Origin of the sequence: Variovorax sp. RO1 (assembly GCF_002849325.1) — a bacterium.
Lineage (GTDB): Bacteria > Pseudomonadota > Gammaproteobacteria > Burkholderiales > Burkholderiaceae_C > Variovorax.
The window spans coordinates 345162-360697 of the sequence record NZ_PKMT01000003.1 but is presented as its reverse complement, the minus strand read 5'-3'; the positions used below and the strand labels follow the sequence as shown (position 1 = coordinate 360697).

The window sequence follows — 15536 nt, the reverse complement described above, 5'->3', positions numbered from 1 at the left end:
CGCGTCAGGTTTTGGTCGAGGTGACGAAGGCCGGCAGCGGCGGGCTGCCTTCGGAGAGCGTCAGCACCTCGTAGCCGGTTTCGGTGACGAGCACGGTGTGCTCCCACTGGGCCGACAGCGAGTGGTCGCGCGTGACGATGGTCCAGCCGTCGTACTGGCCGCCCTTGAAGTCTTCCTTCACGTCGCGCTTGCCGGCGTTGATCATCGGCTCGATGGTGAAGATCATGCCGGGCTTGAGCTCTTCCATGGTGCCCGGGCGGCCGTAGTGCAGCACCTGGGGTTCTTCGTGGAAGCGCTGGCCGACGCCGTGGCCGCAGAACTCGCGCACGATCGAGAAGCCCTGGCCCTCGGCGAACTTCTGGATCGCATGGCCCACATCGCCCAGGTGGGCGCCGGGGCGCACCTGCAGGATGCCGTGCCACATGGCTTCGAAGGTGACGCTGCACAGGCGCTTGGCGGCAATGGAAGCGTCGCCGATCACGAACATGCGGCTGTTGTCGCCGAACCAGCCGTCCTTGATGACGGTCACGTCGACGTTCATGATGTCGCCCTTCTTCAGGGGCTTGTCATTGGGGATGCCGTGGCACACCACGTGGTTCACCGAGGTGCACAGCGACTTCGGGAACGGGACGCTGCTGGCGCCCATGTAGCCCACCGTGGCCGAGGTGGTGCCCTGCTTGACCATGTATTCGGCGGCCAGCCGGTCCACGTCGTTGGTCGTGATGCCGGGCTTGATGAAGGGCGTGAGGTAGTCCAGCACCTCGGAACCGAGGCGGCAGGCGACCCGCATGGCTTCGATGCCTGCGGCGTCTTTGTAGGTAATGCTCATGCCCCGAATTATCCCATCGGAGAATGGGCCTGCCCCCAACGCGGGACACTTCGTGTCCCCGCTGCCCCCCGAGGGGGACGGCCCACTCGGGACGGCCCGGCGTTGGCCTAAAATCCCGGGTTAACGCGGATGACCCCAGTCAGCGGCCCTCCGCCCAGATTCCTTGATTCCCAACGCGGCCCCCAGGCCCCCCATCGACCGTGACGCAGCCCGCACCTCAAGCCCTTCCCGTCGTAACCTTGTTCGAGGGCGGCAGCGCACTCAGCGATTTCCGTGCACGCCAGCTGCTGCCGAAGCTGCAGGCCATCGATCCGCGCATTGAGGGCATTTCGGCCCGTTTCGTCCACCTGGTGGTCACCGACGGGTCGCTCGACACGGCCGACCGCGAGCGCTTTGCGGCGCTGCTGACCTACGGCGAGCCCTTCGAAGCCCTGGCGGCCAAGGCGAGCGCCTCGGTCGTGGTCACGCCCCGCCTTGGCACCGTGTCGCCCTGGGCTTCCAAGGCCACCGACATCGCCCACAACTGCGGCCTGGCGCTGCGCCGCGTGGAGCGCGTCACCCAGTACCACCTGAAGCTCAAGTCGCCGCTGATCGGCAAGGCGCCCGTGCTCGAGGGCGACGCCCTGGCTGCCGTGGCCGTCCCGCTGCATGACCGCATGACCGAATCGGTGCTCGCCGCCGTCGAGCAGGCGGCCAGCCTGTTCAGCGAGTTGCCGGCCCAGCCGATGGCGCAGGTCGATGTGCAAACGGGCGGGCGCGACGCCCTGGTGGCGGCGAATACCGGCTTCGGCCTGGCGCTGGCGGAAGACGAAATCGACTACTTGGTCGAAGCCTTCACCCGCCTGGGCCGCAACCCCAGCGACGTCGAACTGATGATGTTCGCGCAGGCCAACAGCGAGCACTGCCGCCACAAGATCTTCAACGCCAACTTCACCATCGACGGCGTGGCCCAGCCGCAGAGCCTGTTCTCGATGATCCGCCACACGGAGAAGCAGAACCCGCAACACACGGTGATCGCCTATGCGGACAACGCCTCGGTCATGGAAGGCGCGACCATCGAGCGCTTCATTCCCGTCGAAGGCTCGCAGAGCTATCAAAAAGATAGCGCCCTGAGCCATGTGCTGATGAAGGTCGAGACGCACAACCACCCGACCGCGATTTCCCCGTTCCCCGGCGCCTCGACCGGCGCGGGCGGCGAGATCCGCGACGAAGGCGCCACCGGCCGCGGCTCCAAGCCCAAGGCCGGCCTGACCGGCTTCACGGTCTCCAAGCTCTGGCCGGAAGACGGCCATTACGGCAAGCCCGAGCACATCGCCAGCCCGCTGCAGATCATGACCGAGGGCCCGCTGGGCGGCGCCGCGTTCAACAACGAATTCGGCCGTCCCAACCTGCTGGGCTACTTCCGCGAGTACGAGCAGGCCGTGACCAGCGACCTCGACACCGTGCAGCGCGGCTACCACAAGCCCATCATGATCGCGGGCGGTCTGGGCAGCATCGACGCCACGCAGACCAAGAAGATCCTGTTCCCGGCCGGCTCGCTGCTGATCCAGCTCGGCGGCCCCGGCATGCGCATCGGCATGGGCGGCAGCGCCGCCAGCTCGATGGCGACCGGTGCCAACGCGGCCGAGCTCGACTTCGACTCGGTGCAGCGCGGCAACCCCGAAATCGAACGCCGTGCGCAAGAGGTCATCAACCACTGCTGGCAACAGGGCGCGGCCAACCCGATCCTCGCGATCCACGACGTGGGCGCCGGCGGCCTGAGCAATGCCTTCCCCGAGCTGACCAACGACGCTGGCCGTGGCGCGCGCTTCGACCTGCGCGCGGTGCCGCTCGAAGAGTCGGGCATGGCGCCCAAGGAAATCTGGTGCAACGAGAGCCAGGAGCGCTACGTGCTGGCCATCGCGCCGGAATCGCTCGAGCAGTTCAAGGCCTTCTGCGAGCGCGAGCGCTGCCCGTTCTCGGTCGTCGGCGTGGCGACCGAAGCGCGCCAGCTGCTGGTGGCCGACGAAGGCGCCGCGGTGCAGCCCGTCGACATGCCGATGGACGTGCTGCTCGGCAAGCCGCCCAAGATGCACCGCGACGTGAAGACCGTGGCGCGCACCTTCACGCCGCTCGACCTCACGGGCGTCGACCTGCAGAAGGCCGCCATCGACGTGCTCGCGCACCCGACCGTGGCCTCGAAGCGCTTCCTCATCACCATCGGCGACCGCACCGTGGGCGGCCTGACGCACCGCGACCAGATGGTCGGCCCATGGCAGGTGCCGGTGGCCGATTGCGCCGTGACGCTGGCTGATTACAAGGGCTTCGCCGGCGAGGCGATGAGCATGGGCGAGCGCACGCCGCTGGCTGCGCTCGATGCGCCGGCCTCGGGCCGCATGGCCGTGGCCGAGGCGATCACCAACCTGCTGGCTGCGCCGATCGAGCTGTCGCGCGTCAAGCTGTCGGCCAACTGGATGGCTGCTTGCGGCGAGCCCGGCGAAGACGCCGCGCTCTACGAGACCGTCAAGGCCGTGGGCCTGGAACTGTGCCCGGCGCTGGGCGTGTCGATTCCGGTCGGCAAGGATTCGCTGTCGATGCGCACGCAGTGGAAGGACGATGGCGAAGCCAAGAAGGTCACATCGCCCGTGAGCCTGATCGTCACCGCCTTCGTTTCGCTGGCCGACGTGCGCGGCACGCTCACGCCGCAGCTCGACGCCACGGAAGACGACACCACGCTGGTGCTCATCGACCTCGGCCGTGGCCAGCACCGCATGGCCGGCAGCATCCTGTCGCAGACGCTCAACCAGAGCGGCGACACCGTGCCCGACCTCGACGACCCGGCGCAACTGGTCGCGCTGGTCAACGCCGTGAACGCGCTGCGCGCCGACGGCAAGATCCTCGCAATGCACGACCGCAGCGACGGCGGCTTGTTCGCCACCGCCTGCGAAATGGCCTTTGCCGGCCACGTCGGCGTGGCGCTGAATGTCGACATGCTCGTCACCGAAGGCGACGGCATTTCCGACAGCCGCATGGAAACCGGCGACGCCAAGAACTGGGCGCAGCAGGTCAGCGCGCGCCGCGAAGAACTCACGCTCAAGGCGCTGTTCAACGAAGAGCTGGGCATGGTGCTGCAGGTGCGCACCGCCGAGCGCAACGACGTCATGCAGGTGCTGCGCGCGCACGGCCTCAGCGCGCACAGCCATTTCGTCGGCAAGACGCGCCCCGCCAGCTCGGCCATGGACGCCGGCAAGGGCAAGCTCGAAGTCTGGCGCGATGCCAAGTCGGTGTTCAGCGCGTCGCTGCACGACCTGCACCAGGTCTGGGATTCGGTCAGCTGGAAGATCGCCCGCGAGCGCGACAACCCGGCCTGCGCCGACGCCGAGCACGCCGCCGCCGGCGTGCCGAACGACCCGGGCATGCATGTGTTCCTGCCGAACGCACCGGTGGCGCCGGCCATCCTGCAATCGCGCCCCAAGGTCGCGATCCTGCGGGAGCAGGGCGTCAACTCGCACGTCGAGATGGCGTATGCCTTCACCGAAGCCGGCTTCGATGCCTACGACGTGCACATGACCGACCTGCAGACGGGCAGGGCGGACCTCGCCAACTTCAAGGGCGTGGTCGCCTGCGGCGGCTTCAGCTACGGCGACACGCTGGGCGCCGGCATCGGCTGGGCGCGCAGCATCACCTTCAACCCGAAGCTGGCCGAGCAGTTCAAGACCTTCTTCGGTCGCACCGACACCTTTGGTCTGGGTGTGTGCAACGGCTGCCAGATGTTCGCCGAGCTGGCTGACATCATTCCGGGTGCCGACGCTTGGCCGCGCTTCACCACCAACCAGAGCGAGCGTTTCGAGGCGCGCCTGTCGATGGTGGAGGTGCTCGAATCGCCCAGCATCTTCTTCGCGGGCATGGCCGGCAGCCGGCTGCCGATCGCGGTGGCGCACGGCGAGGGTTATGCCAACTTCAAGCACCGCGGCGACGCCGCCAAGGCCATCGGCGCGATGCGCTTCGTGGACAACCACGGCCAGCCGACCGAGCAGTACCCGTTCAACCCGAACGGCAGCGCCGGCGGCCTGACCTCGGTCACCACGCCGGATGGCCGTTTCACCGCGGTGATGCCGCACCCGGAGCGCGTGTTCCGCAACATCCAGACGAGCTGGACCTCGGGCGACAAGAGCGAGCTGAGCCCGTGGATGCAGATCTGGCGCAACGCGCGCAAGTGGGTGGGTTGATCGGGTGCCCTCAGGCCGTGCAAACGGCCTGAATCAGGTCAACAAAAAATGCCCTCCAGGCTTGGGTCTGGAGGGCATTTTTCATGGGGGCGCCTGAAGCGCCGTCGATCAACGCTGGCTGTTCAGCATCGACGCCTTGAACGACAGCACATGCGTCTTCGCCGCTTCGGCCGCCGCGTCGGCGTCGTGCCGCTGCAGCGTGGCGACGATGATGCGGTGCTCTTCGATCACCTCTGCCAGGTGCCCCTCGGCGGCCAGTGAAATCGCCCAGAAGCGCTGCGAGCGCGCATGCAGCACGCTCAGGATGTCCTGCAGCATCGCGTTGCGCGCCGCCGCCGCGATCTTTTCGTGGAAGAGCCGGTCGAGGTTCATGACCGACATCGCATCGCGCCGCTGCGCCGCCGCCTCGAACTGCTCGGCGATGGCCTGCAGCTCGGCCAGCTCGGTCTCGGTGATGGCCGCTGCGGCCAGGCGCATGCACAGCACTTCGTTCACCAGCCGGACCTCGATGAGTTCCAGCGCGTCGTTGATCGACAGCGGCGAGGCCATCGCGCCCTTGCGCGGAATGATGCGGACCAGGCCCTCGGCCGACAGGCGGTGCAGCGCCTGGTTGACCGGCGTGCGGCCCACGCCCAGCCGCTCCATCACCTGGGCGGTGTTGAGGTACTCCCCGGGCTTGTAGGCCAGGGTCACCAGGGCTTCCTTCAGGCGCAGGTAGGCCGTCTCGTTGAGGGAGATGGCTGCTTCGGGCCGCCGGGCGGGGGCTTTGCGGGCGGGCGTGGCTGCTTTCATCGGCGCGAGGGTCTTCATGGTGGAGTGCCCTGATGGTACCTGTGGGAAATCCCTTTGAAGTTTTTGTGGACTCACTGTAATATCGTTGTGAAATTTCACTGAAACTTCAATAGAGCACCGCCATGAACCTGTCTTTCGAACTTCCCGAGGGGAATGCCCCGCACACGCTGAGCTTCGAGGCCAGGCACCTCGTGATCGCCGGCTGGACCGGACGCGACACCGCCGCCATCGAGCACCACATCGAGGAACTCGCCGAGCTGGGCGTGCCGGCGCCCAGCGCCGTGCCGCTGTTCTACCGGGTGGCCACCCAGCAACTGAGCCAATCCGACGTCGTGCAGGTGGTGGGGGCCGACACCTCGGGCGAGGTCGAACCGCTGCTGTTCCTGCACGGGGGCGAGTTTTTCGTCTCGATCGGCTCGGACCACACCGACCGTGCGCTGGAAGCGCACAGCGTGGCGCTGTCTAAGCAGATCTGTGTCAAGCCCGTGGCGCGCAGCGCCTGGCGGCTGGCCGACGTGCAGGACCGCTGGGACACGCTGGTGCTGCGTTCGTGGATCGAGGAGGGCGGTGAATGGCGCCTGTACCAGGAAGGCACGCTGGCCGCGCTGCGCCCGCCGGCCGATCTGCTGGCGCGCTGCGCCGCGGCCGACGGCGAACCGGCCGACGGTTTCGCGATGACCTGCGGCACGGTCGGCGCCATCGGCGGCATCCGCCCGGCCGCGCGCTTTCGCATGGAACTGGTGGACGAACACACCGGCCGCCGCATCGCGCACGAGTACCGCGCGGTCTCGCTGCCCATCGTCGCCTGACGCACAAGGGACCACCGCACATGCCCGCCGCGATCTCCCTCGAAGCCGCCCGCGCCGAACTGGCTGCAGGCCGCGTCACCTCCGCCGCGCTGACCGCATCGGCGCTGCAACGCATCGCCGATCCTTCCGGCGAAGGCGCTCGCACCTTCACGCGTGTGCTGACAGACCGCGCCCAGCACCTGGCGCGCGCCTCCGACAGCCTGCGCGCAGCCGGCCTCGTGCGCTCGCCGCTCGAAGGCCTGCCGGTCTCCGTCAAGGACCTGTTCGACGTGGCCGGTGAAACCACGACCGCTGGCTCCGTCGTGCTGAGCGATGCGCCGCCCGCCACGCACGACGCCGAGGCCGTGCAGCGCCTGCTGGCGGCGGGCGCGGTGCTGGTCGGCAAGACCAACATGACCGAGTTCGCGTACTCCGGCCTCGGTCTCAATCCGCACTACGGGACGCCGGCCAATCCGTGGCAACGCGGCGAACGGCGCATTCCCGGCGGCTCATCCTCGGGCGCGGCCGTCGCTGTGGCCGACGGCATGTGCGTCGCGAGCGTCGGCAGCGACACCGGCGGCTCGGCGCGCATTCCGGCGGCGCTGTGCGGCATCACCGGCTTCAAGCCGACGGCGCGCCGCATGCCCGGCACCGGGCTCGTGCCGCTGTCGCACAGCCTCGATGCGGTTGGCGTGATGGCGCTCGACGTGGCCGGTTGCGCGGCGATGGATGCGGTGCTGTCCGGCGTGTCCGAGGCGCGCCGGGCGCAGCACCTGCGCCAGGCGCGTTTCGCGGTGCCGACCACGCTGGTGCAGGACGGCATGGACGCGCACGTCGCCGCCACGTTTCGGCGTGCGCTGCAGTGCCTGTCGGCCGCCGGCGCTGAACTGGTCGAGCTGGCGGTGCCCGAGTTCGACGAGCTCGCGGCCATCAATGCCGCGGGCGGCTTCAGCGCCGCCGAATCATGGGCGTGGCACGCCGAGCTGATCGAACGCAGCGGCAGCGGCTACGACCCACGCGTGCTCAAGCGCATCCTGCGCGGCAAGGACTTCACGGCGCGCGCCTACCTCACGCTGCAGGCGCAGCGGGCCGACTGGCAACGCCGCGTGGCGGTGCGCCTGGGCGAGTTCGACGGCTGGCTCATGCCGACCGTGCCGCTGGTGGCGCCGCGCATCGAGGCCCTCGAAACCGACGAGGCCCAGTACGCCACCGTCAACGCCGCGATGCTGCGCAACCCCTCCATCGTCAACTTCATGGACGGCTGCGCCATCTCCTTGCCGTGCCACGCGGCCGGCGAAGCGCCCGTGGGCCTGAGCCTTGCAGGCCTGCCGATGCGCGATGCCGCGCTGCTCGCGTGGGCTGCCGACATCGAACGCGCCCTACGCGCCACCGCCGATTGACCCGTCTGCCAACCCTCAAGAAACTCCGGAGAACTTTATGACCCAGCGCTTCCGTTTCCCGCTCGCCTCATTCGCCTGTTTTGTCGCCGGCCTTGCGTGCATCGTGCCCGTCGCCCACGCGCAGGACGCCTATCCGTCCAAGCCGATCCGCATGGTCGTGCCGTTCCCACCGGGCGGCAGCATCGACATGACGGCGCGCCTGGTCGGCCAGAAGCTCTCGACGGCGCTGGGCCAGCCCGTGCTGGTGGACAACCGTCCCGGCGCCAGCGGCAACATTGGCATGGACTACGTCGCCAAGGCCCCCAAGGACGGCTACACCTTGCTGATGGTGCACACCGGCCTGGCTTCCAACGCCCACATGTTTGCGAAGCTGCCCTACGACCCGATCAAGGACCTGGCGCCCGTGATCCGCGTGGCCGACCAGCCCAACGTGCTCATCATGAATCCCAAGTGGTCGTTCAAGAACGTCGGCGAGCTGGTGGCCTATGCCAAGGCCAACCCCGGCAAGCTCAGCGTCGGCACCTCGGGCGTGGGCGGCCCGCAGGACGTGGCTGCGCGCCGCTTCATGCAGATGACCGGCACCGACTTGCTCAACGTGGCCTACAAGGGCGGGGCGCCCGCGCTGTCCGACCTGGTCGGCGGGCAGATCGACATGATGTTCGAGACCTCGCCGACCGCCGTGCCCTACGCCAAGAGCGGCAAGCTGAAGGCGCTGGCGGTCACGGGCGACAAGCGCGTTTCGACCTTGCCCGACGTGCCGACGGTGGCCGAATCCGGCGTGCCGGGTTACCGGTTCATGGGCTGGGTCGGCCTGGTGGCGCCGGCCGGAACCCCGGCACCGATCATCGCCAAGCTCAACGAGCAGGTGCAGGCGCTGCTCAAGAACGCCGACACGCAGAAGCAGTTCACCGACCTCAGCCTCGAGGTCATTGGCGGCTCGGCGGCGGACTTCACGGGTTTCGTGCGCAAGGAGTCGAACGACTACGCCCGGTTCGTGAAAGACTTCAACATCACGCCCCAATGACAAGGGTGCAGGGCGAGCCCTTCCGAGAGAACTTGCGCACGAAGCGCGAGGCGTGAAATGCAAGGCACCGCGTGGCCTGCCAAGGTCTATCACGCGGTGCCCGAAACTCTCAGGTGAATGATGGAAGGCGACTCCGCGAAAGCGGCGCGGAGGGCCTTCGCAGGCAAGCCTAAGCTGCGCAGCTGACCTCTGGTGCGGCCGGGTCAGGCGGAATGATCGGCGCAATGGTCGTCGGCTCGGGGGCGATCGGAAGAAAGCCGCCGTTGCCGCCGCCGCCACTGCCGCCGCAGGCGGTCATGGCAAGACTCAGAAGCAGCATGGACGCAAGCCGCGCGGATGTCAGGGAATGGAATTGCATGGTGGTTCCAGATTTGAAATGTGTGGCGGGCACCGGTCAGACGGCTTTCGACTTCGGCGGGCAAGGCAGCGGTGCGTCCTTGGCCAGCACTTCGAGGAAGACCGCGTCGGGCGGGCCCGCCTTGTCCTTCTGGTTGGTGCCTTGCACGTAGATCAGGTGCTTGCCGGGCGCGAGCATCGAGGTGTCGATGACGCCGGACACTGCGACCTTTGGCCCGCTTCCGAAGGCTGCATTGGCGGCGGCGCTGAGCGGAATGGCCTTGGCACCGGCGTCCCACGGCAGCACATTGATGTAGGCGTTGGCTGCCTTGATGGGCTGGGGGTCGTGCTTGGTGACCGGTTGGTTCCCAACGATACTGAAACCCTCGTTGTACAGATAACGGTCATCGTCGATGGTGGCGGTGAGCGTGACCGACTCACCTTGTCTTACCACGGTGGCTGAGACCTTCAGATCTGCTGCATCGGGGCCAAGCGGTAGTTGGTAAGGCGCTTTCAACGTGCGTGCCGCATACCGCAAGGAAGCCACATTCTGCGGGTAGGTTTCATTCTCGAAGGTGTCGCAAGGCTCATAGAAGGATTTGCCCAGTTCGATCGTGAATGACGGCGCACCGAGTTCTCCATAAATGGCATCCATGGCTGTGCCGTCGGTGTCGTAGAAGATCATCTGCGTTGCCTGATATCCGTTGTACCAAGCGATGCGTTGGCCGAGTGCCGACATGCCGTCGTCATTCACGGTTTGCGAATTGCCGCCAAGGGAGTCGCGCCGAATGCCCCATGGCCACAGGACCAGCTTCGCAGCACTGTGGAGATCGATGTACAGGCCTTCATAGTCGTTCGGAGCGCCGGTTGCGAAGTCGTCGACTGCGGCTGTGCGTCTGTCCTGCAAGACGCCTCCTTCGAAGTTGCCGTCCTGTTGGCGCGTACCGGCGACGTATTGGACGATGGCTGCGGTTTCCGGCTCCGAGCCCGCAGACTTTCCCCGAAAATCTGCGTTGCAACGGTCGCCACTGGACCCTTGACCTGCAGTGCTGTTCCATCCGAAGGGGAAGTTGCGGTTCAGGTCAACGCCCGAATTGACGGGACGGGTGGCGCAGTAGCCGTCGACGAGATTCACGTTCTTGCGCCAACTTCCCACAGTCTGTTCGGCCAGCTTGCGGCCGTCAGGGTTCGCATGCAGGATGAAATGGAATTCGTTGTTGTTGAGCAGCCAGGTTGCCGTTGGATCGGCGCCGTAGTTCTTGACCAGCCATTCCGCAAATCGTGTAGAGATCTCGGCAGGCGTGTATTCGCGTGCATGAATCGACGACGTGGTCACCATGCGCGGCACCTTCTTGTCACCGATGGTCCTTTGATTGCCAATGACGACCGCGCGTAGCGAGTTACCGGTACTGTCTGGAAGAAGATCGAAGTCGATCAGACTGGTGACGCTCTGCGGGAGGTATTTGATGAGCAGATTCCGGAAGGAAAGAAGCTGTGTTTGCACCCAGGTTTTGCCAACGGGAGCAACGCGAATCAGATTCGGGTATTGCGTCGCCAGTGTATCGATATCGAAATTTGATTTTTCTACGGTGCGGTAGCAAGCGGCCTGTCCATTAAATAATGGTGCGTCGGATTTTTCAACGGACGTTTTTTCATTGCCAGATGGCTGTTGAAATTCAGATTTTTTTTGGCTAATTTGTCTGCGTTGACTTTGGAATTCTTTAATTTTCTGAGATTGCGCGACGTCAACCTCGGTCCTGAAACCGGAGGCACGCAATTGCTCCAATTCATGCGCGCTGATTTCTACCCTCACAGTCTTGCCGGGCTCATCGATTCGCATGTGATCGATGAAGTGAGACAAGCGCTGGATGTCGTCACGTGATTCGTACGATACGCGCACAGACAGTATCTGGTCTTGCGCGGACGCGTCCGGTGATGGAATGGGACTGACAGTGGTATTCTGAGCAAAAGCCACGGCAGTGGAAAAAATCAATCCACTGATTGCCACGCAAATAGATTTTTTGCGTAGCAGATTCGATGAAGCGCTATGGGTCACTGTTGTCTTCCCTGAAGGGTTGAATGGGAGTGCCAGTTGGTGCAAAAATCAAAAAAGAAATTCTCACCAAGGTGGCGGCGGCGAGGCAGTCTAGGCATTGATTCATATTCATTTATTGGTGATTTCCCTCAATTTGATTGCCTTTGGAGGCAAAATTAACAATTGATCTGTTTTGGATATTGTCTTTTCAATATTCATAAAGATCATTTTAAATTAACTGTTAATTAATTGTTTCTTAGGATTCGGTTTTTGGGGCAAGGATTCGCGGATTTTTCGATCGCCGCGCGCAGGGCAACCTGCTGCAACTGCAACTGCAACAGACAAAAGAAAAGGGGACCGTGTTCAACACGGTCCCCTTGCATGGGATCAGCTGGCCTGCGGGCTCAACCGATGGGAGGTCGGCCTTCAGGCCGTGGCATCGGGCCGCGAAGCCCGGTGCCTGCTGCTTACTCGACCTTGGCCTTTGCGCGCAGCTCTTCCTGGTACTTCTGCAGGCGCTGCTGTTGCAGTTGCTGCGTGATCTGCGGCTTCACTTCTTCGACCTTCGGCAGTTGAGCCTGGCGGATGTCGTCGACGCGGATGATGTGATAGCCGAACTGGGTCTTGATCGGGGCAGGGGTGGTCTCGCCCTTCTTGAGCTTGATCATCGCTTCCGAAAACTCGGGCACGAAGCTGGCGGGGTTGGCCCAGTCGAGGTCGCCACCGTTGGCGCCCGAACCCGGGTCCTTGCTCTGCTTCTTGGCGATGTCTTCGAACTTGGCGCCCTTCTTCAGGTCGGCCATGATCTTCTTGGCCTGGTCTTCGGTCTCGACCAGGATGTGGCGGGCCTTGAATTCCTTGCCGCCGTTGGCTGCCACGAACTTGTCGTATTCGGCCTTCACGTCGGCATCGGACACCGCGTTGGTCTTGCGGTAGTTCTCGAACAGCGCGCGGATCAGGATGGCCTGGCGGGCGAGTTCGAGCTGGTTCTTGTAGTCCTCGGTGGCGTCGAGGCCTTGCTTCTGCGCTTCCTGCATGAACACTTCACGCGCCACGATTTCCTCGCGCAGCTGGTTTTGCATTTCAGGCGTCACCGGGCGGCCGGCGGCAGCCAGCTGTTGGGCCAGGACGTCCATGCGGGCCTTGGGCACCGCCTTGCCGTTGACGATGGCGGCGTTCTGCGCCAGGGCCGTCAGGGGGAGTGCACCGATCAGCGCTGCGGCCGCAACGGCCTGCAAGATGTGTTTTTTCATGAAATGAATATCAGGCTGGAGAGGAAATGCGCGTGTAGGAAAAGGCGCGGGAAAGAAAGCAGGAATCAGGAGGAAAGAAGGAGAGGGTGGGCGGCCGCGGTGAACGCGGCAAGCAACCGATTGGACGACTCAGAGCACCTCGATGGCGATGGCGTGCAGACCCTGTGCGATAAAAACTTGGAGGGCATCATACACAAGCCGATGCCGCGCCACGCGGGGCTTTCCGTCGAACAGCGGGGAGGCGATGCGCACCCGGAAATGGGTGCCGTAGCCCTCGGCGTTGGCGCCCGCATGGCCCGCATGGGAGGCGCTTTCGTCGATCACTTCGAGCTGCGTGGGCGCAAGCGTCGCGCGCAGCGCCGCTTCGAGCGCGGCCACGGTGGGCAGGGGAAAGGTGGTGGCGTCGGTCATGCGGTCGGCTTGTCTTCTTTGAGGTGCGGCGCGATGTACAGGCCCTGTGCCACCAGGAAGACGATCGGGAACACATAGCCCCAGAGCTTGAAGTTGACCCAGGCCTCGGTCGTGAAGTACGCCGCCACGTAGCCGTTGATGAGCGCCATGAAGAGGCAATAGCCGATCCACGCCACATTGAGCCGGCCCCAGATGCGCTCGGGCAGCTCGAGCTGCGCGCCCAGCAGCATCTTCAGGAAGTTCTTCTTCAGCGCCCACAGCGCCACCGCCAGTGCGATCGCCATGGCGCCGTACAGCACCGTCGGCTTCCACTTGATGAAGCGGTCGTCGTGCAGCACCAGCGTGAGCGTGCCGAACAGCAGGATCAGCACCAGCGTGGCCTTCTGCATCGCCTGCAGCTTGCGTTCCATGGCGTAGATGACGGCCATCTGCACCACGGTGGCGGCCATGAGCACGCCGGTGGCGGTGTAGATGTCGGCGAACTTGTAGGCGCCGAAGAACAGCAGGATCGGGAAGAAGTCGAGGAGCAGTTTCATTTCTTTTGGAAGTCGAGCGACGCCGAGTTCATGCAGTAGCGCAGGCCGGTTTCGGTGGGGCCGTCGGGGAACACGTGGCCCAGGTGGGCGCCGCAATTGGCGCACACGTTTTCGGTGCGCACCATGCCGTGCGAACGGTCGACGATGTTGCGGATGGCGCCCGGCACGGCTTCTTCGGAGAAGCTGGGCCAGCCGCAGCCGGCGTCGAACTTGGTGGCCGCTTCGAACAGCTTGGCGCCGCAGCAGATGCAGTGGTAGGTGCCGTCGTCCCAGTGGGCTTCGTACTTGCCGGTGAAGGGGCGTTCGGTGGCGGCGTGGCGCGTCACCTCGAAGGCGGCGGGTTCGGCGCCCTTTTCAGCGAGCAGGGCTTTCCATTCGGCGTCGGTTTTCTGTACGGGCGTGGTCATGATGAGCAGCTGATTTCGATCGTGGAGGCCCAGTCGGGCGGAAAGCCGGCGTAGTCGTCGGCACCAGGGTGTTCTTCACATGGGGTTTGGAGCAGCGTCAGCAAGGTTGCCACACCCGCGTGGTCCTTTTGCTGACTGGCTTCGATGGCCTGCTGGCCCAGGTGGTTCCGCAGCACGAACTTGGGGTTCGATTGGAGCATCAAATCGGCCGCATCCGACCGCGCGGTCTGCGCGTGCCGCTCTGAAAAAGAGAGCATCCAGGCATCGAAGCCGGCCCGGTCGAGGAAGAGGTCGCGCACCGGCTCCATGTTGCCGTCGGCCATGTGGTTCGACAGTCGGCGCCAGAAGATGGTGTGGTCGACCTTTTCGGCCGCCATCAGCTTGAGCACGCCTTCGATCAGCGCACGGTCGCCCTCGGCGGGCGTGGTCAGGCCCAGCTTGGCGCGCATGCGGTCTTCAAAAGCATTCGGGAACACGGTCTTGTACGACTCCAGCGCGGCCACGGCGACTTCTTGGTCGCCGATGAGCGGCAGCAGCGCCTGCGCGAGGCAGAACAGGTTCCAGTAGGCGACGTTGGGCTGCTGGTTGAAGGCGTAGCGGCCCTGGGTGTCGCTGTGGTTGCAGATGTGGCGCGGGTCGAAGCCATCGAGGAACTGGAACGGCCCGTAGTCGATGGTGAGCCCGAGGATGCTCATGTTGTCGGTGTTCATCACCCCGTGGCAGAAGCCCACGGACTGCCACTGGGCGAGCAGGGCGGCGGTGCGCTCGCTCACGGCCTCGAGGAACGCCGCGTAGGCGTTGCCGTTGAAGCGCGCGGTGCTACGGCATTCGGGGTAGTAGCGGTCGATGACGTAGTCGGCCAGCGCGCGCAGCTCGTCTTCGCGCTGGTTGGCGGCGAAGTGCTCGAAGTGGCCGAAGCGCACGAAGCTCGGCGCCACGCGGGTCACGACGGCGGCGCTTTCGGCGGTCTCGCGGTAGATGGGGGCATCGGAGCCGGTCACGCACAGCGCGCGCGTGGTCGGAATGCCCAGGCCGTGCATGGCCTCGCTGCACAGGAACTCGCGGATGCTCGAACGCAGCACGGCACGGCCATCGCCGCCGCGCGAGTAGGGCGTGCGCCCCGCGCCCTTGAGCTGCACCTCGAGCCCGCCCTCGGTCTCGCCGAGCAGGATCGCCCGCCCGTCGCCCAGCTGCCCGGCCCAGACGCCGAACTGGTGGCCGCTGTAAACGGTGGCAATAGGCCGCGTGCCGGCGACCGGCAGGCTGCCTGTGAGCGCGGCGAGCGTGGTGTCCGAGTCGCGCCAGCCCGGCGGCAGGCCCAACTGGCGCGCCACGGCGTCGCTGTGGCACACCCAGTACGGGTCGGGCAGCGGCGTGGGGCGCAGTTCGGTGAAAAAGGCGGGGCCCAGCGTCGAGAAGCCGGGCTTCCAGCGCAGGCCCAGGTCGGCGACCGGGGTGTCTTCGGCTAACAAGCTCATGCCGGGATTGTCCGGCAGCCCACGAAACCCCGGGCCGCA

13 protein-coding genes are annotated in these 15536 nt (G+C 65.4%); 4 read left to right on the top strand and 9 right to left on the bottom strand.

What is annotated here, in order from left to right; genetic code table 11:
• Nucleotides 1–4 precede the first annotated feature (4 nt).
• Nucleotides 5–829, bottom strand: coding sequence for a type I methionyl aminopeptidase (gene map / locus CY658_RS18590; RefSeq protein ID WP_099789155.1), 825 nt, complete (start codon nucleotides 827–829; stop codon nucleotides 5–7).
• Between the two features lie 200 nt (nucleotides 830–1029).
• Here map and purL point away from each other — a divergent pair, with 200 nt between their 5' ends.
• Entirely contained in the window at nucleotides 1030–5037 is a 4008-nt protein-coding gene (purL, locus tag CY658_RS18585; RefSeq protein ID WP_101491610.1) for a phosphoribosylformylglycinamidine synthase, read from the top strand.
• A 108-nt stretch (nucleotides 5038–5145) separates the two neighbouring features.
• Here purL and CY658_RS18580 read toward each other — a convergent pair whose 3' ends face one another.
• The gene (locus CY658_RS18580; protein WP_257884918.1) at nucleotides 5146–5847 is read right to left on the bottom strand and encodes a GntR family transcriptional regulator; all 702 of its coding nucleotides are present in this window, start codon (nucleotides 5845–5847) and stop codon (nucleotides 5146–5148) included.
• 104 nt (nucleotides 5848–5951) lie between these two features.
• On the opposite strand from CY658_RS18580, the gene CY658_RS18575 reads away from it, so the two are divergent.
• From CY658_RS18575 to CY658_RS18565, 3 genes are read left to right on the top strand one after another with little or no spacing between them, the layout of a single operon-like run.
• The gene (locus CY658_RS18575) at nucleotides 5952–6638 is read left to right on the top strand and encodes a DUF2848 domain-containing protein (protein ID WP_101491608.1); all 687 of its coding nucleotides are present in this window, start codon (nucleotides 5952–5954) and stop codon (nucleotides 6636–6638) included.
• 20 nt (nucleotides 6639–6658) lie between these two features.
• A complete protein-coding gene (locus CY658_RS18570; protein ID WP_101491607.1) occupies nucleotides 6659–8017 on the top strand; it encodes an amidase in 1359 nt (452 codons plus the stop codon).
• Between the two features lie 37 nt (nucleotides 8018–8054).
• A complete protein-coding gene (locus CY658_RS18565; RefSeq protein WP_101491606.1) occupies nucleotides 8055–9041 on the top strand; it encodes a Bug family tripartite tricarboxylate transporter substrate binding protein in 987 nt (328 codons plus the stop codon).
• Between the two features lie 169 nt (nucleotides 9042–9210).
• Here the strand turns inward: CY658_RS18565 and CY658_RS32500 are convergent, their stop codons facing one another.
• The 7 genes from CY658_RS32500 to CY658_RS18535 all read right to left on the bottom strand — a co-directional run bounded on the left by CY658_RS32500 (nucleotide 9211) and on the right by CY658_RS18535 (nucleotide 15497).
• Entirely contained in the window at nucleotides 9211–9399 is a 189-nt protein-coding gene (locus tag CY658_RS32500) for a hypothetical protein (RefSeq protein ID WP_143713713.1), read from the bottom strand.
• Between the two features lie 36 nt (nucleotides 9400–9435).
• On the bottom strand, nucleotides 9436–11433 hold the full coding sequence (locus tag CY658_RS18560; protein ID WP_143713712.1) for a M14 family zinc carboxypeptidase: 1998 nt from the start codon (nucleotides 11431–11433) through the stop codon (nucleotides 9436–9438).
• A 446-nt stretch (nucleotides 11434–11879) separates the two neighbouring features.
• Nucleotides 11880–12665 (bottom strand): foldase protein PrsA, encoded by a 786-nt coding sequence (locus CY658_RS18555; RefSeq protein WP_101491604.1) that lies wholly within the window; start codon nucleotides 12663–12665, stop codon nucleotides 11880–11882.
• A gap of 129 nt (nucleotides 12666–12794) precedes the next feature.
• Nucleotides 12795–13076: a BolA family protein gene (locus tag CY658_RS18550; RefSeq protein ID WP_101491603.1), complete on the bottom strand. Its 282-nt coding sequence runs from the start codon at nucleotides 13074–13076 to the stop codon at nucleotides 12795–12797.
• Complete coding sequence (locus CY658_RS18545; protein WP_099789138.1) at nucleotides 13073–13612, bottom strand: septation protein A; 540 nt, start codon at nucleotides 13610–13612, stop codon at nucleotides 13073–13075. Before CY658_RS18545 ends, CY658_RS18550 begins: the two co-directional genes overlap by 4 nt.
• Entirely contained in the window at nucleotides 13609–14019 is a 411-nt protein-coding gene (msrB, locus tag CY658_RS18540; RefSeq protein ID WP_062471289.1) for a peptide-methionine (R)-S-oxide reductase MsrB, read from the bottom strand. The genes CY658_RS18545 and msrB overlap by 4 nt, the downstream gene beginning before the upstream one ends.
• On the bottom strand, nucleotides 14016–15497 hold the full coding sequence (locus CY658_RS18535) for a protein adenylyltransferase SelO (RefSeq protein WP_101491602.1): 1482 nt from the start codon (nucleotides 15495–15497) through the stop codon (nucleotides 14016–14018). Before CY658_RS18535 ends, msrB begins: the two co-directional genes overlap by 4 nt.
• Nucleotides 15498–15536: the final 39 nt, after the last annotated feature.